This window comes from Heliobacterium chlorum (assembly GCF_014502795.1).
GTDB lineage: Bacteria > Bacillota > Desulfitobacteriia > Heliobacteriales > Heliobacteriaceae > Heliobacterium > Heliobacterium chlorum.
In genome coordinates this window covers 242,670-263,798 of sequence record NZ_JACVHF010000002.1, presented here as the reverse complement: position 1 = coordinate 263,798, position 21,129 = coordinate 242,670, and the positions used below count along the sequence as shown (strand labels likewise).

Below are 21,129 nucleotides of genomic sequence, written 5' to 3'. Positions count from 1 at the left end.
AATGGAACTGCCTGCCGAAAAGCGTTTTCTGACGGAAAGAACCCATCCGTTGCTGGCAAAGTACTTTATGAATCATGACGCAGACACGATGCCGACGGAGCTAATGGCAACGTATCAAGAAGAAGCGTTGCAAGAAATCATCACCCACGCGGCGGAGAAATCCCCCTTCTATCGAGAAAAGTTTCAAAAAGCCGGGATCAATGCGAAGGATATTCAGAACATTTCAGACCTCTCCAAACTCCCCTTTACCACGAAAGATGAGTTGCGTGGAGACCCTTGGCGGTTCTTAACCTGCGATAAAAAGAATATCAGTATCATCCATGTATCCACTGGTACGACCGGCGGAGAACCGATCTATGTTATGCATACGTACCAAGACTTTTTTCTAAACGACCTTGCTCCCGGTTTCTGCAAGCTTGTGCCTGTTGAAGAGGGAGATATCGTATTAAACGCACTGCCTTATGAAATGAGCTCGGCCGGACTAGCTTTTCATAAATCTTTTATCCATTGTTGCTCCGCCACCGTCCTTACGGCGGGCAAAGGCGGGGCCTATTCCACACCGGAAAAAACGGTAAAAATGATGCGCGATTTAAAGCCGACCGTCGCTATAACCAGTCCCTCCTATGCTGTCACTCTGGCGGAGACAGCAGCAAAGGAAGGCTTTGACTTGACCACTCTCCCTTTAAAACTGATGTGGATCACCGGCGAAGGCTGCTCTCCGGCTTTCCGGCAACGGGTGGAAAAACTCTGGGGAACGACAGCAAACTTTTATTACGGTACGCTGGAAGGCGGCGTAATCGGCATCGAATGCAATAACCATGCGGGATATCATATTGCCAACAGCCATGTGATTGTAGAAATCGTCAATCCTACGACTAGTGAAGTTCTCGAACCGTTGGAAATCGGTGAGATCGTCGTCACCTGCTTAGCCCGTTTTGGTACCCCCTTGATCCGTTATCGAACCCAGGACCTTGGCTATATCGACCCAGAGCCTTGTGACTGCGGCACCGCGCTTCCACGCATCTTCTTACGGGGAAGGCTCGGCGACCAAGTTAGGGTGAACAATATCGACTTTTCCCCCTTTTATCTGGAAGAGTTTTTGATGCGGCAACCGGAAGTGGGGAACTGGTACCAGTTCGTCGCACAACCTGGAAACAATGACGTCTTGAAAATCCGTGTTGAGCTCGCTCCGGGCGTTGTACCGAGCCCTGCCTTAGCCGACAAACTATCTAGCAAAATGGAATTTGCGATCGGAGTCCCCTGCGAAATAGTGATTGTTCCTGAGGTTCCCCGTCCCCGCGCTAAGACAGTGCGAGTCATCCGCAGCGAGGAGGATACGGCATGATCATCGACGGCCATAGTCACCTTTCCGACAGCGATTACGGTAATATACAAGTGTATTTGACTCAGTTAGAGGAAACCGGGATTGACCAGGCGGTCTTGGTACCCGGCGGCATGGTGGATGTGCGCAAAATGACCGATTACATCACCGGTCGTGCTGAGCCTGAAAGTACCGTACCCAATAACGCTTACATCGCTAAAGCTTGTCAAGAGAATGATCGATTCCATGGTTTTGCCTGCATCGACCCTCACTCTAGCGATAGTGAGGCCCATTTTGAGAGCTACCTAAAAGCTGGCTTTCGCGGTTTAAAATTTTCGCCGCTTACGCACCAGTTTACCTTTACAAGCCGTGCCGTCGCCGATCTCATCGCCTGTTGCAGTCAATACGGGGTTCCTGTCTATAGCCACGTCCTCTATAGCCCAGGCGCCTGTACAGCCAAATTTGTCAGTTTGGCAAAACAGTACCCCAAGGTCAATTTCATTCTCGGCCACATGGGCTTTGGTCCAGCCGATCAAGAAGGATTGGAAGCTGCCGTGAGTCTCGATAACTTCTTTTTGGAGACGTCTACGGGAAGTTTCCTTCATATACAGGAGTCCGTTCGCCGAGCTGGTCCCTCAAAGATCATCTTTGGTTCTGAGTTCCCTCTCTCTCACCCGAAAGCAGAACTTGAAAAGATTCTCCTGTTGAAACTCTCTGATGATGAACGGGAGAAAATCCTCGGAAAGAATATAGCTGAACTGATCCAATTAGGGTAAGCGATCTCGCTTCCCTTTTTTAATATAACAAACTAACAGTAAGACTTTTTATATCTTTTTAAATAATAATCTATAAGTGTCGAATTTTCTAAATTGGCATAACATGGAATTAGGGAGTCATTACTGACTCTCAATAATGACTGAAAGGAGTTTTTCCTAGAGTGGATCAGAAAAATGTACAGCAAGCTATTACCAACATGAGGGTTCAATTAAGCCAAGTAAAGAATGCAGAAAACAAAGCAGAATTTATACAAAACGCCGTCCATGAAATGCTTCAAGGTATGGGCATAAACCCGCAAGAAACGACAGCAGCAGTCCCCAAAGCGAACCATAGTAGCAACGGTACCACCACGAACGATACGCAAGTTAACGAGGTAACCCAGGCGATTCAAGAGAGAATCGCAGCTGTAAGGAACAGCAGCAACAAAGGGCAAGCGATTCAAGAAGCGATCCTGGAAACGATCAACAACCTAAATATCCCCATTCCGCCCACGGTAAATTTGGCTGCGATGATCGGTGCCGCGACTCAGGCCATCGGCAGCTCCTCCGGAAGCAGTCGCTCCAGAAAAAGACGGAGACATTAATCGTACTTGTCGAGAGGGGGTTTCCCCTCTCACTTTTTAGTGATTAAAGTCGTCACACCGCTTCTTTTTTTGAATAGGCTTCAATTAGCCAGAAAAATTTTGGCCGATTGAAGCCTATTCTCTGAGAGTAAATCGAACTTTGGAGTGAGACGAATGGGTCCTCTTATCGAAAATCAACTGGATCGAATTAACTGGGCGTTACAAAGATCCCGGAGTGCCCTTTTTTACCGGGAGCGGCTTCCGAATCATTGTTTACACTCCGTCGAAGAGTTTCGCTCCCTCCCCTTGACCTTCAAAGAAGACTTAGTTCGTCACTCCCCTTTTGGCTTTGTCTCCGTGCCCCTTGATGAGCTTAGACAGTACCATGAAACCTTTGGGACGACGAGCGCTACCGCTTCTACCTGGCTTAACGAAATAGACCTGCGAGATAATGCCGACCAAGTAAATACCTGCGGAGTCCAGTTCAGACCGGATGACGTCGTACTTATTCGCTTCCCTTATGCGATTTCACTCATCGCCCACATGGTTCATCGCGCCGTTCAGGACCGGGGAGGAAGTGTCATCGCAGCGAGTTCCCGGTCGACGATCAGCCCATTTCCCAGGGTTATCGAACTGATGCAAAAGTTACATGTGACTGTTCTCGCCGGTTTACCGATGCAAATGCTTTTGATTGCCGAGACGGCCGAACTGCTCGGGATGAATCCAGCTACGGACTTTCCTACCCTGCGAGCCTTGGTTACCGGCGGCGAACCTCTGTCTACGGGAAAACGGAAACTGCTTGAAAGGATCTGGGGCGTCCCAGTCTTCGAATTATACGGCACGACGGAGACTGGGACGATGGCCACCGGCTGCTCCAACGGGAGGCTACACCTGCTTGAAGATTATTACCTATTCGAGGTATTGAAAGAAGATCTGCGAACGGAAGCCGCTCCCGATGAAATCGGTTACCTTGTCATAACTACACTGACAGAGAAAGCCACACCGCTTGTCCGCTATGTTACCAATGATCGGGTGATCCGTACTTCCCATGCATGCCCTTGTGGGAATGATGAATTTCTTCAGGTCAGAGGTCGCAGGCAAGAGATTATTTCCATCGAAGGCAAACACATAGATCTATGGGATCTAGATGCGATTGTCTCACATCTTCCTTGCCAACGGTTCTGGGTCGCAGGACCCGATGAGAAGGGGCTAAAGCTTATCGTCGAAGCGGAATCTACTGAGGATCAGGTTACTGCCGGTACTCAGCAACGAATGGAGCAGCAACTCGGCTTGCCTTTGGATCTACAAATCGTTCCAAAAGGTACTCTTTATAACCGTGATGAGCTGCTCAGTGTTGGGGTTGTGGGAAAACCTCGATATATCTATACGGCAGCAGAGATGGCAAACCAAAAGTATTTGTCTTCTGTTAAAGTATGACGGTTAAAACAGGCTAAGTTGTGTCCTTTGGAAACGAATGGAATATGATGGTTATGAAGAGTTTAAAGACTCTTGCATCTTAAAGGAGGTCAATTGAGTGGATCAACAACGAATTCAAGAGGCGATTTCTTCCATGACAGAAAAGATGGCTCAGGTGAAACATGCTGAAAACAAGGCCGAATTCATTCAGGGCGCAATCAGCGAGATGTTGGAATCGATGGGCCTCCCCGTACAAATTCCCTCCGCCTTTCCGTCCGTAGCTTCTGACTCCTCGGAAGGGGTTCAATCGTCAGAACAAGTTCAAACGTACAGTCCAGCTATCGGAGCCCCCCTGCCTCAAACGTCCCGTAAGAGAAGAAAGGAACGCCATGACCATCATCATGAAGTCGAATCCACTTCTTCCTTAGGGAACAACACCTCTCCTTCTAGTGCAGGCAGTCAAATCGGGGAAGCCATTCAACAAAGTGTCATGGAGATGCTGAAGGGCTTTAATGTCAAGCCCGCTACCACCAGCAATAATACCCCTGTTGATGTAACACCATCACCCGTATTCCAAGTTCCTTATCAATTCACTGGCATTTCCCGACAAGGTAATAGCAGAAAAAGAAAACGGAGGAGATAAGTTCTCCTCCGTTTGGCCTTCCGTTTACCGATAAAACCAGCCTGAGACGGTGATTTGACTTTTGGCCATAAAATCTCCATCATCGGTTGATGGGACTTGAAAAAATTGATGAGCTTCTAGATCCCTGCTTTGCCAAACAAAAATCATATTTTTCCCGAAGATTAAGGCAGAAAGAAACAGCAGAACGTCAAAGGTAACTGTAACTTTTATATCTATGTTGCAAGAGCTTCCGTACTCCGAAGCGAAGATTTCTGTGCTTTCTTTTACGTTTAGGACATGAATCGCTATGATTCTCGCGTCTCTCGGAAATCGATAAACTTTAACCGGACGTATAAAACGAAATCTATTTGCCTCTTTACATACAACTATCGGAGATATCAACGATATAGAGTCGCCACGAATATTTTCCTTACTTTCCTCAGGAAGGATCGTTGCCTTAACCTCGTTCTGCACGGTTTTGTGCAAGTGGATGATGCAGTCAAACTGGATCGCGGCACTCATACATTCGTAATCAAAGGGCCCCGTCGGTAATGGGCTGTATAGTACCTGATTCGAGGGAGTCTGTTTATCGGTGGACTGATTAATTAGAGAATTTTCCATAGTGCAATCCCTCCGCTCGTTCACTCCTATCCAACCCATACTATGTTTTCTAAAAAACGATGTACCTAGCTAAATATTCCACAGGAGATCACCGGTGTATAACTCATCCAGTAACTGTTTGTTGCTAAGTACCATATGATGGAATTGTAAGTCTTAATTTTTTATCAGGAGGTTGTTGCAATGGGACTTAGAGATGCCATGACCACAGCCACCGTTGCCCCCAACCGGTGTCGGATCGTACCCCTTACATTGCAATGTGACACAAACCGTGCTATCCAACTAAGTGTATCGGTCGATCCCGATTGCCCGGTCTGTGCCAGTCAAGGTCCCTTTAAGTTCCTCGTTCGAGTACGCCGTACTAATCCACCCGGCGGTTCGGTAGTGGCCATGAAATTCGTTGATGCCATTACTCCTGGCGCTTTGAACGGTACCGTAATTCCCATCTGTGAGACGGTCTGCGCCTCGGCTACCTACGATGTGGATATTTTTGCCGCAGAATGCGTGACCATGCCTTGTTCCCTATAGTCTAACTAAATCATTTTATCAGACCTGTCGTTAGGTCTGATTTTTTTATCCTTGTGACCACTTTGCCGCTTCTTCATAAGCTGGGGGAAGAGATAATGTTAAAGACAGGTGGGGCTTATGTGTCTTGATCCCCTATCCATTAGTCTCTGTATGATCGTCAAGGACGAGGCAAGTCATTTGCACCGGTGTCTGAAGAGTGTATCCCCCTTCGTAGATGAAATCGTTATCGTAGACACCGGGTCCATCGATGAGACGCCGGATATTGCCCTATCCTTCGGGGCAACCCTGATTAAAAGCCCTTGGAAGGAAGATTTTTCGGCAGCCAGAAATGAATCCATTCGCCAGGCGACAAAGCAATGGATACTTTTTTTAGATGCCGATGAAGAACTCCCCCAGGATACGGCTCATCGTTTACGTATACTTGTCGCTGAGCCTGAGGTTGAAGGATGGAATTTTACAGTAATCAATGTCAATTCACCGGTAGATGGACATAACCACATCACTCACACGAATCTGCGCTTATTTCGCAACCGTCAAGAGTACCGCTTTGAAGGAAAAATCCACGAACAAATCCTCCCGAGTATACGCAGAGCCAATCTAGGGTCAGTAATACATTCCCAACTTCCCATACTTCATCATGGATATAATCCGCAGTTTGTCGATCAGCAGCACAAGGCACAACGCAATATTCGCTTGCTTGAAAAAGAAATTAGGCTAGATCCCCATAATGCTTTTCATCACTACAACCTCGGTGTCAGTTATTCCGCACTCGGCGTCCTCAACAAGGCACTAGACCACTTTCATATTTCCCGTGAACGGCTAGACTTTTTTCGTGGATTTGAGCCGGCTTTGTACCGAGATTACGGCCGTTGTTTATACGGGTACGGAGAATACGAGTTAGCGTTGGAGATCGTGAATGAGGGATTGACTTATTTTTCTGATTATCCAGACCTGTTTTTTCTACGAGGATGTCTAAACCGAGATCTGAATCGACGAGAAGAAGCGATCGCTGACTTCTCGAAATGTCTCCTGTTTCGCAAAGTACCTTATAACTATCCGACAGAGGAAGGAATCACAGGGTCTCTCCCCCACTTCCAGCTCGCTGAGTCGTATGCACAAATCAATCTCCATGAAAAAGCTATCGAACATCTCCTTCAGACCCATCCGAAAGAATCGTCCCTCCATACTCAACTACGGCTCGATAGTAATATCCGAAAAATCCTGACTACACCAAGTACGGTCGAAGGATTACGAAAACACTTCTTCACTCATACCCACACCGTTATCCAGTTGTTATATGCGGGGAAACACTTTCAACCCTGTTTAGATTGTCTGAACCAACTCGAAGTGAATGAACCAATCCTTCTGTTATGGAAGATCAAATGCCTTATCCATTTGAAACGTTTTGAAGAAGCCGAAGCGATCCTGAATGTTTTTCCTCACGACTCCTCAACCCGAGAGCGGCTTCTCTATCATTGCCTGATTTTATGGCTTCAAGATCCTCCGAAAGAAGCGTCTCCGCTCATCCGTACTTTTTTCGATTCCGATTCCCCCTTGAGCCAAGCCTTACAGCTTGCGGACAAGATCATCTTGAACCGTAGCAGTGAAAGCGATTTATCTGTACGAAACGATGAAATCGCTTTAGAGATATTATCGTTCGCCTTAGAAATGGAGAGCTTGGGATACCTAGAGAAGGCTCTCCTCTTACGACGGCTCTATACGGAAAGCCATGACATCGGAGAGGCATTCTTTCTGCTCGGGAAACTGTCCTTTCTTCAAGGGAATGATGAGAAAGCATATCCCCTGTTAGTAGAGGCCGTCGCGAATGGTTTTTCTGATGACGACGAAGTACACTTTCTTCTGGGTAAGACTTCGGAAAGGCTTACCACCCCACAAAAGGCACTTCACCATTATTTGACCGCACTCAAACATAACCCCGCCAATGAAAGTTATGCCGCCTCTGCCTTAGAACAAATGGCAAAAAGCTGCTTTGTACTAGCTAGTGACGTCCAGCAAAAAATACCCGATGACGCTCCCCAACTTAGGCCACTTCTCCTCTGGCTCCGCTCGATAGAAAAAAAAGCAGCCTACTATAGGGAGGCTTTGCTCACATGAACAGTAGCTCTATAAGCCTTTGCCTAATTGCGAGGAACGAAGCGGAACACATCGGGCGCTGCCTATCCAGTGCCCGAGATTATGTGGAAGAAATGATCGTCATCGATACCGGTTCCTCCGATGCAACCATAGAAATTGCCCAAGCGATGGGAGCGAAGGTCTTTCTAGAACCCTGGCAGGACGACTTTAGTTTCGCCCGAAACAAGTCCCTGGAGAAAGCGCGGGGAAATTGGATCCTTGTCTTGGACTGTGATGAAGAGCTTGAGGAAGCCTCCGCCACTGAACTTATAAACATCACCACAGCTTCTGCTTACGAAGCTTATTATCTGCAGATCGTAAATCGGATTGGAAGTACCCTCGAGATCTGTTCCCCGACGGTGCGCCTGTTCCGCAATAAAGAACAGTACCGGTTTACAGGTCGAATTCACGAGCAGATTCTTCCCTCGCTCTATAAAGCCAGAGGCACGAATTGCGTCGGTACGAGTTCCCTTAAAATTATTCATTATGGATACGATCCATCGAAAACCCACATTCACGCAAAAATACAACGAAACCTGCAAATCTTAGAAAATTACCCGGCAAAAGATAGAGACGGCTTCTTCTGGTATAACAAGGGAAGTGAGTACTTACGGCTAGGTCAAATCGAAGAGGCTCTCTCTAGCTTTGAACAGAGCCTACAGTTAACATCGTCACTTCAACAGGGTTATGTACCATTTCTGATTAAAAAGCTCACGGCAGCGCGAATGGCACTCGGCCGCTATGCCGATGCGCTCAGTCATCTCACCGATTATCAAAAGGTATTCAAAGGATATCGAGACTTACGATACCTGGAAGGGATGTGTCATTACCACTGCGGACGGTATAGTCAAGCTTATGAAATATTCGAAAGCTATCTTGCTTCCTCCGATTCTTTGCAATACCCCTCAGAGACCCCTTTTCACGGGACCTCCCCCGCCGTTTTTCTCGATAACGTAAAAAAGCAACGAGCTTTTAACTCAAAACTTGACATTACCATTTGTATTATCGGTCACGACGCAGTCAATGAAATCGGCCGATGTATTCAGAGTATCCACGAACTCGGAGAACAGGTCATCTATGTCGATATGGGTTCCCTTGATGAAACACCAGGACGGGCCAAACAATTTGGAGCCACTGTATTGCAAGTTCCCCGAACGACTCCTATCGTCGACGCCCGAAAGAAGGCTCTCGCGCAGGCAAAAGGAAAATGGATTCTTATGGTCAACACGAACGAGACGCTTTGTGCCGAGGGCCGGAAAAAAATCAGCCAGCTTGTTGCGACTAGCGACGCCGACGGTTATATCTTTAAAATCGAATCTATGCTTCCCGGAAACCCATCGATACCCCGTCTAACCCGTAAAGGCATGTGTCGATTGTTTCGAAAATCGGAGACACTGGCAGGCACGCTGACGTCGGCTGATGTCACTCTCTATCGATGCAACGATAGAGATTATGATTCGGCCATTCAAATTTTTGAACGGTGTATTCAGGAAAAGGCCGAACCGAAGGATGCTGAATCCTGCTTTTACTACGTTTATGCTCTTTTGCAAAAGTCAAACTATCCATTAGCCATTCAAACCGCTCAGAAAGCGATCCTTCTTTTCCCGGATTACACCGATCTTTATTATTTTGAGGCTTATGCACAACTTTCTCTCGGGAACTTCCAGGAGGCAGAAGCATCTATACGGCGGTGCCTGCAATTGGGCGATGCCCCTTGGAGTCGATATGTTGTCCTCGCCGGAACAGGCAGTTATGCTGCAGAGTTATTACTGGGCGTTCTTTATGCGGAAAAAGGCGATGACTCGAAAGCGATAGATATGTTCATAAAGACCCTCGATCAACCGGATACAAGTTCACAGTCTGTTGAGCAGATTGTTCGAATCGCCGAAAGACAGTCTATTCCGCTGAAACAGTATCTTGAGGAATATCACTTAACGAGTACCTACAGGTTGCTTATCTGTGCTAAGACCTTAGCAACCTTAGGTTTGTTTGAAAAAAGCCTTACCGTACTTTCCACGGCTCTGGGCGATTGGTCTCAGGACCGCGATGAACTACCCCTGCACCTTCTCCAGTCCGTCATGGAAGAGTTGCTGCAGCGGTTTCACCAACAGGTTTGCGAAGCTTTATCCGAAAGCTCTCCTTTGCGCGTTTTCGAGATGTGAAGGAGATAAGCGGCAGTTCCAAGGTAAAAAGTGCGCAAGGGATTGTAAAGACACAGGAAATGATAACCCCCCGGTATAAGACCATCGGTCTGTTTCGGGGGGTTTACTATGCTCACCCGGCAAGGTTCTGATGAGACAGGTATTTTCGTAAATGCTCTTCCCATCCCCGATAACAGGGCATGGCTTCGATGACATGCATATATTCCTTCGCTAAGGAGTACGCGGCATTTCCCTCGCCGAGCACTTCATAAAGATTGCACAAATCTCGAACTGCAGGGAAGAAGAAAGGAGCGTAATATAAGGTCATTTTTAGGTGTTTCTCAGCCTGCTCGATTTCTTCTTTCTCCAGCAAAATCCGAGCCAAGATGTACCTTGCCTGCACGTTCGTGCTCCTAAGGCCTATGCTCGCTTCCAGCGCTTCTATCGCCTCTTCCCGCTCATCGAGCCCCTGATGGGCCTTTCCTTTTTGTTCATAAAGTTCGCTTAAGATATGATTGGTAAGCCGGGAGTGAACGATACTCTCAATCGGCGATGAGAAAAGAATTCGTTCCCTCTCCACTCGAAAGTCATCGTACTTGCGGGGAAAAAAGATGCCCTCAAAACTTTCCGGACTGGCCGTGAGGCAACGTTGGCGGATATCGGAAAAAATATCGAGAACTAGTCGATAATTTTGAAACGTTGCTAGGACCCAAAATAAATTAAAAAGGGGAACAAAGACGTTCTCATCGATGATGGCCGCCTGTTGCCAATCAGACAATATCCTTTGAAACTGTCTGTTCTTTGCTTCTGGTTCAAGATTCTTTTCGAGCAGATTGAGCATTTGAGCGCAGGCCCGCATGTTGAGCCACCAAGCGGTGGAATCATCGGGCCATTGTTGATCATGAAGCGTAATTAGCCGCCCTAAAAGGCTGTGAAATTCACCATAAGTTGCATTAAACACTTGCCTGGCCTGCATCTGAAGTACTTCATCACCCGTCACCGTTACGGTCTTCTTTTGATATCTCCCCAAGAAGCCCGCTTGTTCTAAAATATCGATGATCTTTTTAAAGTGACAGGTGTAACTATCCTTCGCCGTGATTTTTATCTGCGCCCGCTGAGCCATGTCCTTACGTTTCGATTCATCTGTAAGGAACCTTTTGATCAGTTCGACGAAATTATCCCGGCGATAAGAGACATATTCTTGAAATGGCTCTAAGTGTTCATCCACTTCGCTGTTTTCCTCTTCCACCATGAGAACCGCACCTGCCCGAGGTGCCTCGTAGCAACGAAGGTTCATTTCTGACCGTATCGAACGATTAAAAACGATCTTAGAGCGATTTAGAATATCATTGTACTCCTCACCAAAGAGTCCCGAAAGAATCCGAACATTTATGCCTTCTTTTCGTAAATCGCAGAGCGCTTTGAGCCAGAAGGAGCGGTCATATTGGACTTCGTGATTGATGTTGCCCACCAAGGATACATCTATATCGCGCTCATCCTTCCCGTTGTCAAAATGAACTTGAGGTTCAAAACTGTAGAGTGGGCTGTAGGATACATGGTCAAAACCGAGCGAACGAAAATGACGAGTCCCTTCTTTGTCCATGAAGACATAATCGTACAAGTGTAACGTCTTCACCAGGGTGGAATAACCTAGATTCCAATCACTCACTAAGGCGATAACAGGAGCATCCTGCTCAAATAGCCCTATCGGGTTGGCATAAAATTCGGGAGACCAAACAAAAATCAGTTCCGGATGCCATCCCTGTGGGAGTTTTTGTTCTAACTGTTCCATTGTAAAACAGTCTGAGGACATCTGAATCCGGCCATCTTCTTTCCAACTGACCGTAATGTAACGGTTCTCATCAAAATACTCACCGAAGAAGGCTTTCGCGAACGTATCGGAAAAATGGATACAGAGAATTTTCATATCGTTGATAGCCTGGTTCACAGAATCCCCCCAATTTTTTATTTTGAATAAATAAATCATGGATAGTTTAACTCTGACGTTAACGGGCAAAAAAACACCGGCCTTACATCAAGCCGGCTATAGCGAGCAATTTTTCTACCTTTTCTAGGTCAATTAGAATATCCTCAGAATGAATCTTAAATGGTTCTTCATATTCCGCAGGTTGTGGCCCCTCGCCGATCAGGTAGTAGTACTCCAAACCCGCTTGCCAACTCATCGCCCAGTAGAGTCCCTGTACATAATAGGGACCGAATAACTCGATGACTTTTGCTCCTGGAGAAGCGAAGACAAGGTTGGTCAATCCCGCACCATGTGGAGCAATAATCGCTTCCGCATTGGCAAATAGCTCCGCTTGTTCTGTGATTGATAGCTCTTCTAAATAGAACGTTTCGAAGCCCTGTTTTTCGAGCAATTCTCTCAATGCCTCTTCATTAATCACCCTGCGCCAAGCCGATTTTGCCCGGGAAATATATAATTTTCGTTTCTTCATCGGTAGACTTTTTTGCAGTAAAAAGGTACTGCGAAGATAATCGTGGACCCATCGGGGTATGTATCCCCATATCCCCGGAAGTGAAGGTGCCAGCAAAAGGGGGAATTGAAAATGTTGTAACTGGTTACAATGAAGAATTTTTTCATCGGGTATACCGATGATATCCAATGCTTCTTTGTGATAGGGGTACCATTCATTGACAATATAATAATCTGGATGAATCCCACTGCGTCGGATCAACTCAAAACGAGGCAATGCATCGATCATCCAGTGATAAAAGCTGTCGGCGTAGGAAGTCGTAATCACCGCCGCTGTTTTTTCGATTTTCTCCATCTTCGGAAGAGACGATTGTAAAAAAACGGAATGAGTTTGTGGCAAAAATAGAGTTGACTCCACGGATAAGTCATACAGAAGCTGATTATCCGGCGTAATGACAGTTCCATTTGTCCCCCAAACCCGTCCGTTGGGAATGACAGCAACAAAGGCTTCCGGGCTTTGATAGGTGTACTTTTTCCACAAATCCCAATTGATTTGAGCATGAGACTTGATTTCTATATTTTGGGATAATACATCTGCTAATCGAAACTTCCAATGAGTCTCTTTATCCAGTGTTCCCGGAAGACGACGAGAGATCGGTTCACCGGAGAATATTTTTATATATTGGGTTCCCGGGTGTTTTGTCCCTTCCCGTTCGATCCATTCTTTCGCAGTGATATATTCCTTCGGAGGATAGGTCTGGAAAGTAAATTTTCCCTCTCTCTTAATGGTGAAGGCACGCATAACAACCTCCTGGGTGGCAACCTTCAAGTAATCTAACCTGTTTTATTTGGTTCTTCCTACGACTGCACACCATTCCTGTAAGGTCTTTTTTGACCTCTCCCAAGGTACATATACATGGCCTGTGCAAAAGGCACAGGCAGTTGGCGGTTGACGGAGAAAATCTAAGATTTCTGACCCCGTTTTTGTATGAATATCAATGCTAGAGTCAGGTATGACCAAGCCAAAAGCTTTATTCACTGTTCCTGCAAGCCCTACGAAAGCACAATGATATATCTTTCCATTCCTCAAAAATATACATTGTGTTAACCAACAATGTTCAAAGGTACTCTTTATATCTGAATCACCATTTGGATTCAAACTAACAAAAAACTCATTCGCTTCTCTAATGGAAATAGATATGTCGTACTCTTTTGCTTTTACCAGGAGTGCATCCTTTTTTAACCCGGCTATGGGATAAATGGATATATCCAATCCCACTTGATAGGTCTTTAGTGTCTTGTAGAAATCATCTTCCATTTTGGGCAGCAAAATCCCATTCGTCACCAGAGTAATGTAACTATGAGGGAAGAATTGGCGCGTAGTTTTGATAAACTCCGACACGTTTGGATGGAGCAACGGCTCCCCACCTAAAATTCGAATTTGGCCGATATTTTCGAAAATTTCAGCCAGCCTACTCATATCCCTTAAATGTTCATTTAATGAAAGAAAGTGTTCATCTGCGATTGGACAAAAATGACTACAGGCTTTGCAGTTTAAGTTGCAATGATCAGTTACATGAAACTCTATATAAGGTAAAAGGGGAAGTTTTTTATCTTTATCATCCTGCATAGAAGTCCCTCCATGATATTAACTAGAAGTTTGGAGGCGGCTATATTTGTATTAGTGTTCGTTTAAAAAGCTACAGCCAGTCTTTAAGTTGTCGATCAACCTTGTCAATGTCAACTGTAAAATCGGCCAAATAATTGCCGCTAGTGAACGGGTTAATCTCTGCTGGTGGTTCGTCACCCTCTCCAATGAGATATCGGTATTCTAATGGAATAAGTGAACTAAGACCCCAAAACATAACGTTAATATATTTTGGGCCCATCAGTTCAAGTACCCTCGCTCCAGGCTCGCAAAAAACGAGATTGGCTAAACCGGCTCCGTGTGGAGCGACAATAATCTCGGCTTTGCTAAACAGTTGTACTTGCTCGAGAAACGATAATTCCTCAAGATAGACTATACGAAAATCGTATGGTACAAGGTATTTTAACAAATCATCTTCATTAACGATTTTCCGTCCTGATGCTTTAGCCCTGGAAATATACAGACGTGGACGGTTACGCTTATCAGTCACCCTTTTAGATACAAATGTTTTTCGGAGATAAACACATACCCATGGGGGAATTCGGCTCATAATTCCCGGCAAAGAAGGAATAATTAATCGTTTAGCCTTGTAATGATTTGCCTCTCTAACGTAGATCAATCTTTCTTCCGGGATTCCTAATTTTCTAACAGCAACGTCTTGGTAGCTATTGGGATAATGACTCACCAAGTAGTAATCTACTTTTATACCGCTTTTGCGTAATAACTCGTATCGCGGCACTGAATCAAATAACCAATGGTAATAGTTCCACCAACCAGAGGTAGATAAAACAGCAACTGTTCCATCTATGTCATGCACCTTCGGTAATCTTTCTTCCCTAAATATCGGGTTTGCTTCAGGAGGGGCATTAAACCAGCTTGATACATCAGAGAGGAGTATATTATCTGGTGTAATTACAAAACCAGAGGTGCCCCAAACCCGTCCATGTGGAATGGCCGCCACAAAAGTCTCCGGGCTATCTACAATTTGTTCATTCAAAAAAGCTCTATGTGGAGACGTTCCTTCCGTTTGTATTGGAACTGTTCGCTTAATCTTAGTTCCTGGATTAATTCTGATATATTCTATAGAGTCATATATCCCCTTGTGTCTGTCTATCCACTGTTTCGTCGTCATATAACCTTGAGGGATTGGCATTTCCATAGTATCGTTCTTCTCTTCACCATCGAACCTAAAGCACATCCCCAGTCCCTCCTTCCCCTTTTTATTACATACCTAACTTGCGTAGAACCTTTTTCAATTTTTCGATGTTAATGATAAAATCCTCGCGGTAGTTTTCAGAAGAAAAGGGGTCTATATTCCGCGAGGCTTGTTCTCCTTCACCAATTAAATAATGGTATTTCAACCCCATAAGATTACTTAAAGCCCAAAACATAGTAGTTACGTACTTCGGCCCAAACAGTTCTATCACTGTTACATGAGGTGAACAAAAGACAAGATTCGTCAGACCAGCACCATGTGGAGCCACAACTACATTGGCTTGAGAGAAAAGAACAGCCTGTTCCTCAACGGTCAATCCTTCTAACCGTACAACCTCGAAACCTAAAGGTTTCAAATGTTCCATTATCTCCGGCTCGTTTATCAATCGGCGCCATTGCGCACGTTCGCGAGAAATGTATAAAAGGCGATAAGGTTCTTCCACCACATTTTGCGGTAAGAATTTACTCCGCAAAAAGTCACAGCCCCACTTGGTCATATTATCAACGACTGAAGGCAATGACGGCACCACTAGTTTCTCCGCGCAATAGTAGGCGTTGTCATCGGGATTAATTACTTTTTCTTCAGGTATGCCAAGCGACAGCAAGCTTTCCCTCTGAAAATCTAATACATTCGTCTTAATGATGTATTTATCTATAGCGATCCCGCTGCGTCGTAACAGTTCAAAACGGGGCAAGATATCAAACATCCAGTGGTAATAGTTCCACCAACCGGCAGCCGAGACAACAGCAGCCGTCCCGTCGATCTTTTGTGGTGGTGGAAATTTCCCTTCAGTTAGCAGCGGGTGTCGCTCCGGTGGAAAATTAAACATGTTCGAAACATCGATCAGAAGTCTCTGGTCTGGCGTGATCACAGCCCCAATCGTTCCAAAGACCTTTCCCTCAGGAATGGTTGCTACAAAACATTCTGGGCTTGTAAAGGTTTTTCGTTCACGAAAAATCCAGTGAACTTCTTCATCCGCTTCTCCCGGCAAGGTTCGCTTGATCTCTTCTGGGGGAACAATTGTGAGAATCTCATTCTCTGGTCGATGTTTAGCAATTTGAATGTCTATCCATGCTTTCGTGCTCATAAGTCCGGTAATACCTGTCGAATTCTTTGGCGATACCGATAAGAAGTCTGTAAGTCGGGTTGCCCATTTATCATACTCTGGCATCGTCTCTATAACATTTAGATAGTGTAAAGCGAGTTCTCTCGATGCTTCCCAGTTCCCCGCGCTTTGATAAGTTTCACAGAGAGTGATGACCCCTTCAAAATAAAAGGGATCATATTCTAGTAAAAGCTTCAACTGTTCCACTGCATCATGGTTTTTTTCTTCTTTTCGTAAAGCCAAAGCGAGCAGATACCTAGAAGGTATATTCGTGGCACGATAGGTGACGCTTATATCAAAAGCCTCAACAGCACTGCTTAGTTCTCCTAGAGCGATGTGGGCTTTACCTTTTAGTTCGTAGAGCTCACTTAAAAAATTGGTTATCAAATAAGACTGTCCCTTTATCTCTCGAAAACATCTCACTTCAATGCTGTGTCGTTCCGCAGAACCATCTCCCTCTCTCGGAAGAATAAATCCATCGAAACTATGGTTTCTCCCCAGTGAACAGTACTTACGGATATAGTCGAATTCATCGAGGGCCATACGATAATTCTCAGTGAGTACAAGAGCACTAAACCAGTTAAATAAGGGCAAAAAATAGTAATCATCTATTTTCGCTGCATTTTCCCAGTCCTCTAATGCGCTCTGAAAGGATAAAAATCTCTCGGTCTCAGATAGATTTTCATCAGCGGAAGCGAGCATTTTTACACAACCTCTAGCATTCAGCCACCAACTGTCGCTGGGATCACAGTGCCTTTGGAAAAACTCGTTTAGCATCTTTCCGACTGCTCCGTAAGGGGCGTTGTAAATTTGCGAGGCCTGGCCTCGGATAGATTTACTGGAATATGTCCTGTCTACTCTCCCTTTTTGCGAGAATAGTGGATTCTCTGTCAGCAAGTTAACAATTAATCGAAAAGGCTCTTCATCGTTTTTCTTGCTGTCTGTCTTCGTTTCCCCATCTCTAACCATATTCTGAAATTCTTCTTCTTCGTCATCGTCTACAGTGTCTCCCGACTTTCTCGATACGAATGCGCCTTTGAGCCTATGCAAAGGGAAAGCAGAAACATATTGCAAACCGAACTTTTCGAATACTCGTTTCCCTTGGTTATCGGTAAAGAGCCAGTCGTAGTCGCCTAAATGCTCAATAAAAGCGCTCCCTCCCCTATCCCAACGGCAAATGAATGCGAGAATCGGGATATTCTCGACGAACATTCCTAAAGGGTTAGCGTGATCTTCTGGGTTCCAGACGAGGATCAAATCTGGCACCCAACCGTCAGGAAATCTATTTTTGATATCGTCTATGCTGTAACATTCTTCGTGCAATTGAATGTGAGCTGTTCCTTTCCAACTCACCGTGATGAATTGTTTGTCATTAAAATAGTCACCAAAAAAAGTTCTAGCGAAGGGTATGTCAAAATGCAAACAGAGACAATTCCGGTCAAAGTTTTGCTTGTCCATAAACCCTCCTGGAAGATTAAAATCATCCCCTCTTGGGATGATTTTTCTTTATTTAGACACTTTCTTCACATGTTATTCAGGCGAAAGGTGATCGGTTCTTATTTCATAAATCCGTAACCAATTTACTTCCAAATAAATATGTTAATCATGTGTATTGGCAAGCATGATCATGTAACGAGGTGATTGGGTTTGAACGTTGCCATCATCGGAACCGGCTATGTCGGTCTTGTGACTGGTGCATCGTTAGCTTTGCTAGGGAACACGGTGAAATGCCATGACATCGATCAAGAAAAAGTCAACCTCTTATTAAAAGGGCGGGTTCCCTTTTTTGAGCCTTATTTAGAGCCCATCGTTCAGGAACAGGTGACGAACAAGAGACTCCTCTTCAGCAGTAATTTATCCACTTGTATAAGCGATGCCGATTTTATCTTTATTACTGTGGGCACACCAACAGACCAGGTAAGCGGTGCCGTTAATCTGGAATACGTTTGTAAAGCTGCCACATCTATCGGGAAACTTCTCACCCCTGATAAATCTCCGGTAATTATCAATAAAAGCACGGTCCCCGTCGGCTCCCATAAAATCGTTCAGAAGATGATCGAAGAAGGGGTTTATCAATCCGGTAATGATAGCGTCCATTTTGCAGTGGCCAGTAATCCGGAATTTCTGCGCGAGGGAAGCGCCATTATCGATTTTTTTTATCCTGACCGTATCGTCATCGGGAGCGAAAACACAGAAGCGTTAGCACGACTGGAGTTACTCTATCGCCCTCTCTTAGATCAAAGTTTCAATCCCCCTCCCACCATCCCCCCTCGTCCAGAAGGCTTTTCTCAAGTCCCACTGATAAAGGTAGATCCCATCAGTTCGGAATTAATCAAATATGCCTCTAACGCTTTTCTAGCGATGAAAATCTCTTTTATTAACGAAATCGCCAATATTTCTGACCGCTTAGGCGGAAATATACACGACATCAGTCGCGGAATCGGTTTAGATCGACGGATAGGGCCTCACTTTTTAAAGTCAGGCTTAGGTTGGGGAGGCAGTTGTTTCGGTAAAGACTTGAAAGGATTAGTATTTGATGCCAATGCCTCTGGTTACAACCCGAGAGTATTAACGGCTGTATTGGAGTCGAATTCCCTGCAACGCACAGTGCCTATTCTAAAGCTCCAGTCATACTTGAAGTCTTTGCGCGGCAAGTCTATCGGTATACTCGGTCTTTCCTTCAAACCGGATACAGATGACTTACGGGATGCTCCCTCTATAGAAATTATTAAAAAGTTGATCGACTTACATGCCATCGTTAAAGTCTACGATCCCGTCGCTATGAATCATTTTAGGGCGAATTTCCCAAGCCTCCCCATAAAATACGCGAATGATGAATACGACTTAGTCAATTCGCTGGACGGCCTCATCTTAGTCACTGAATGGGACCAATTTACTCATCTAGATTGGAAAACGGTCTACGACAAAATGAAGCACAAGGTGGTTGTGGACGGACGCAATGTCTTAGATAAGAAGGGTATGGAGGCGATCGGTTTTGTCTACTATGGCATCGGTTCGTAATTCAAAACAACCACTGTCACTCGTTTCAGGGTGTGCAGGTTTTGTCGGAAGTCATCTCGTCGATCGATTGATCCAAAAAGGTCATAACATTATCGGCATTGACAATTTATCTACAGGCTCCTGTGAGAACCTCTGTCATGCCCTGGAACAACCGGAACTCTTCCGTTTCATTCAAGGTGATTTGTCGGATACTACTGTGATCCCTGATCAAGATTACGATTTCATCTGGCATATTGCCTCACCGGCGAGTCCCCCAGATTATCAGCGGTTGAGTATCGATACCATGTTAATCAATAGCATGGGTACTAAGAACATGTTGGATATGGCGAAAAAAAAAGGATCGCGATTTCTGTTGACCAGCACCTCTGAAGTATATGGCGATCCATCGATGCACCCCCAAAAGGAATCCTATTGGGGAAACGTGAATCCCGTCGGAGAAAGAGCATGCTATGACGAGAGTAAGCGTTTTGCGGAAGCCCTCACGATGGAATATCATCGCAAGTATGCTGTTGAAACTCGCATTGTCCGTATTTTTAATACCTACGGACCTCGGATGCGTCCGAATGATGGCCGTGTCATCACTAACTTTATCGTTCAAGCTCTCGAGGAAAAACCGCTCACTATCTATGGGGACGGAACCCAAACCCGCAGTTTTCAATACATTGATGACTTGATAGATGGATTGTTGTTGGTGATGGAATCGGATTATGCTCACCCGATTAATTTGGGCAACCCTGAGGAGTATTCCATGCTCGAGTTGGCAAGGATCGTCCTTGAATTGACCGGAAGTTCGTCACATTTATCTTTTTTACCTCTGCCATCAGATGATCCGAAGCAGCGGAAACCGGATATCACCTTGGCGAAACAATTACTCTCTTGGGAACCTAAAGTTACTTTACGGCAAGGCTTGATGAACATTCTAACCACTTTTCAAGCCCTTAAAGAAATATAAGAAAAACGAAAGCGTGCATTCACTGTTTAAACTTTGAATGCACGCTTACCTTTGACATATCCATTTTTTTACCGATTAAATCCAGCATACCGGTGTCTTGGTCCTAATCTTTACTTTAGCGACAAGAGTCCCTTCTTTAGGTTCGGGTACGCAAAAGTAACAATGACAGCTTAAGTTACAGAACTGCCGTGAAACAATGCGAGTTTTACCCTCTACGACGGCCGAAAATATGACTACAGCATCAAAGCAAACGGTCACTTTCACATTAGCTAAGCAATGAGGATTATCGTTTCCGATCATTTCAATATGTTTCACAACGTTCAACGGGTGGCAGGCGACGATTACAGCCGATTTGGGGATTCCGAACACCTTAATCCGTTGTTTTGTACAACAACATTTTGATTCTTTAAACACAATTTCTGATGCGATGATACAGACCGGTGGCCCTATGATCTCTTCACACTTGTCTTTTTCACAAACCAGATTTGCTTCCAGTTGGATCGGAATTACTTTTCGTAAGAGGACGCAGCATTCGAATTCAATTTCTCCAGGTATTGGCGTTTCACAAGGTAACTCGACCAATGTACAGGTTACCTCGTTGGGACCTACCGTCACAGAGGTCGATGCATCTTTTA

The 21,129-nt window shown here is 45.2% G+C and carries 17 protein-coding genes; 10 read left to right on the top strand and 7 right to left on the bottom strand.

Translation table 11 applies throughout. From position 1 onward, the window contains the following. The first annotated feature begins 1 nt into the window (after window position 1). The 5 genes from H1S01_RS04370 (at window position 2) to H1S01_RS04350 (ending at window position 4,719) form a co-directional block, all read left to right on the top strand. The gene (locus tag H1S01_RS04370) at window positions 2-1,345 is read left to right on the top strand and encodes a phenylacetate--CoA ligase family protein (protein ID WP_188038880.1); all 1,344 of its coding nucleotides are present in this window, start codon (window positions 2-4) and stop codon (window positions 1,343-1,345) included. Beyond that, entirely contained in the window at window positions 1,342-2,097 is a 756-nt protein-coding gene (locus H1S01_RS04365; protein WP_188038879.1) for an amidohydrolase family protein, read from the top strand. Before H1S01_RS04370 ends, H1S01_RS04365 begins: the two co-directional genes overlap by 4 nt. 161 nt (window positions 2,098-2,258) lie before the next feature. Further along, entirely contained in the window at window positions 2,259-2,681 is a 423-nt protein-coding gene (locus H1S01_RS04360; protein ID WP_188038878.1) for a hypothetical protein, read from the top strand. 153 nt (window positions 2,682-2,834) lie between these two features. Continuing rightward, window positions 2,835-4,097: a phenylacetate--CoA ligase family protein gene (locus H1S01_RS04355; protein ID WP_188038877.1), complete on the top strand. Its 1,263-nt coding sequence runs from the start codon at window positions 2,835-2,837 to the stop codon at window positions 4,095-4,097. Window positions 4,098-4,194: 97 nt separating this feature from the next. Further along, on the top strand, window positions 4,195-4,719 hold the full coding sequence (locus H1S01_RS04350) for a hypothetical protein (RefSeq protein ID WP_188038876.1): 525 nt from the start codon (window positions 4,195-4,197) through the stop codon (window positions 4,717-4,719). 24 nt (window positions 4,720-4,743) lie between these two features. On the opposite strand, the gene H1S01_RS04345 is transcribed toward H1S01_RS04350, so the two are convergent. Further along, window positions 4,744-5,319, bottom strand: coding sequence for a hypothetical protein (locus tag H1S01_RS04345; protein ID WP_188038875.1), 576 nt, complete (start codon window positions 5,317-5,319; stop codon window positions 4,744-4,746). Between the two features lie 180 nt (window positions 5,320-5,499). Here H1S01_RS04345 and H1S01_RS04340 point away from each other — a divergent pair, with 180 nt between their 5' ends. The 3 genes from H1S01_RS04340 (at window position 5,500) to H1S01_RS04330 (ending at window position 10,139) form a co-directional block, all read left to right on the top strand. Then, window positions 5,500-5,844, top strand: a complete 345-nt coding sequence (locus tag H1S01_RS04340; protein WP_188038874.1) for a hypothetical protein — start codon at window positions 5,500-5,502, stop codon at window positions 5,842-5,844. Window positions 5,845-5,961: 117 nt separating this feature from the next. Then, entirely contained in the window at window positions 5,962-7,959 is a 1,998-nt protein-coding gene (locus tag H1S01_RS04335) for a glycosyltransferase (RefSeq protein ID WP_188038873.1), read from the top strand. After that, entirely contained in the window at window positions 7,956-10,139 is a 2,184-nt protein-coding gene (locus H1S01_RS04330; protein ID WP_188038872.1) for a glycosyltransferase, read from the top strand. Before H1S01_RS04335 ends, H1S01_RS04330 begins: the two co-directional genes overlap by 4 nt. Window positions 10,140-10,251: 112 nt before the next feature. Here H1S01_RS04330 and H1S01_RS21335 read toward each other — a convergent pair whose 3' ends face one another. The 5 genes from H1S01_RS21335 to H1S01_RS04305 form a co-directional block, all read right to left on the bottom strand. After that, on the bottom strand, window positions 10,252-12,066 hold the full coding sequence (locus H1S01_RS21335; protein WP_188038871.1) for a glycosyltransferase family protein: 1,815 nt from the start codon (window positions 12,064-12,066) through the stop codon (window positions 10,252-10,254). Between the two features lie 82 nt (window positions 12,067-12,148). Continuing rightward, entirely contained in the window at window positions 12,149-13,354 is a 1,206-nt protein-coding gene (locus tag H1S01_RS04320) for a glycosyltransferase family 61 protein (protein WP_188038870.1), read from the bottom strand. Between the two features lie 42 nt (window positions 13,355-13,396). Beyond that, window positions 13,397-14,182 carry a radical SAM protein gene (locus H1S01_RS04315; protein ID WP_188038869.1) on the bottom strand — a complete coding sequence of 262 codons (786 nt, stop codon included), beginning with the start codon at window positions 14,180-14,182 and terminating at the stop codon, window positions 13,397-13,399. Between the two features lie 70 nt (window positions 14,183-14,252). Further along, complete coding sequence (locus H1S01_RS04310) at window positions 14,253-15,398, bottom strand: glycosyltransferase family 61 protein (RefSeq protein ID WP_188038868.1); 1,146 nt, start codon at window positions 15,396-15,398, stop codon at window positions 14,253-14,255. Between the two features lie 25 nt (window positions 15,399-15,423). Then, complete coding sequence (locus H1S01_RS04305; RefSeq protein WP_188038867.1) at window positions 15,424-17,979, bottom strand: glycosyltransferase family 61 protein; 2,556 nt, start codon at window positions 17,977-17,979, stop codon at window positions 15,424-15,426. Between the two features lie 189 nt (window positions 17,980-18,168). On the opposite strand from H1S01_RS04305, the gene H1S01_RS04300 reads away from it, so the two are divergent. Both H1S01_RS04300 and H1S01_RS04295 read left to right on the top strand, forming a co-directional pair. Further along, entirely contained in the window at window positions 18,169-19,542 is a 1,374-nt protein-coding gene (locus tag H1S01_RS04300; RefSeq protein WP_188038866.1) for a UDP-glucose dehydrogenase family protein, read from the top strand. Then, the gene (locus H1S01_RS04295) at window positions 19,526-20,494 is read left to right on the top strand and encodes a UDP-glucuronic acid decarboxylase family protein (RefSeq protein WP_188038946.1); all 969 of its coding nucleotides are present in this window, start codon (window positions 19,526-19,528) and stop codon (window positions 20,492-20,494) included. Before H1S01_RS04300 ends, H1S01_RS04295 begins: the two co-directional genes overlap by 17 nt. Window positions 20,495-20,569: 75 nt before the next feature. Here the strand turns inward: H1S01_RS04295 and H1S01_RS04290 are convergent, their stop codons facing one another. Beyond that, window positions 20,570-21,076, bottom strand: coding sequence for a hypothetical protein (locus H1S01_RS04290; protein ID WP_188038865.1), 507 nt, complete (start codon window positions 21,074-21,076; stop codon window positions 20,570-20,572). Window positions 21,077-21,129 lie beyond the last annotated feature (53 nt).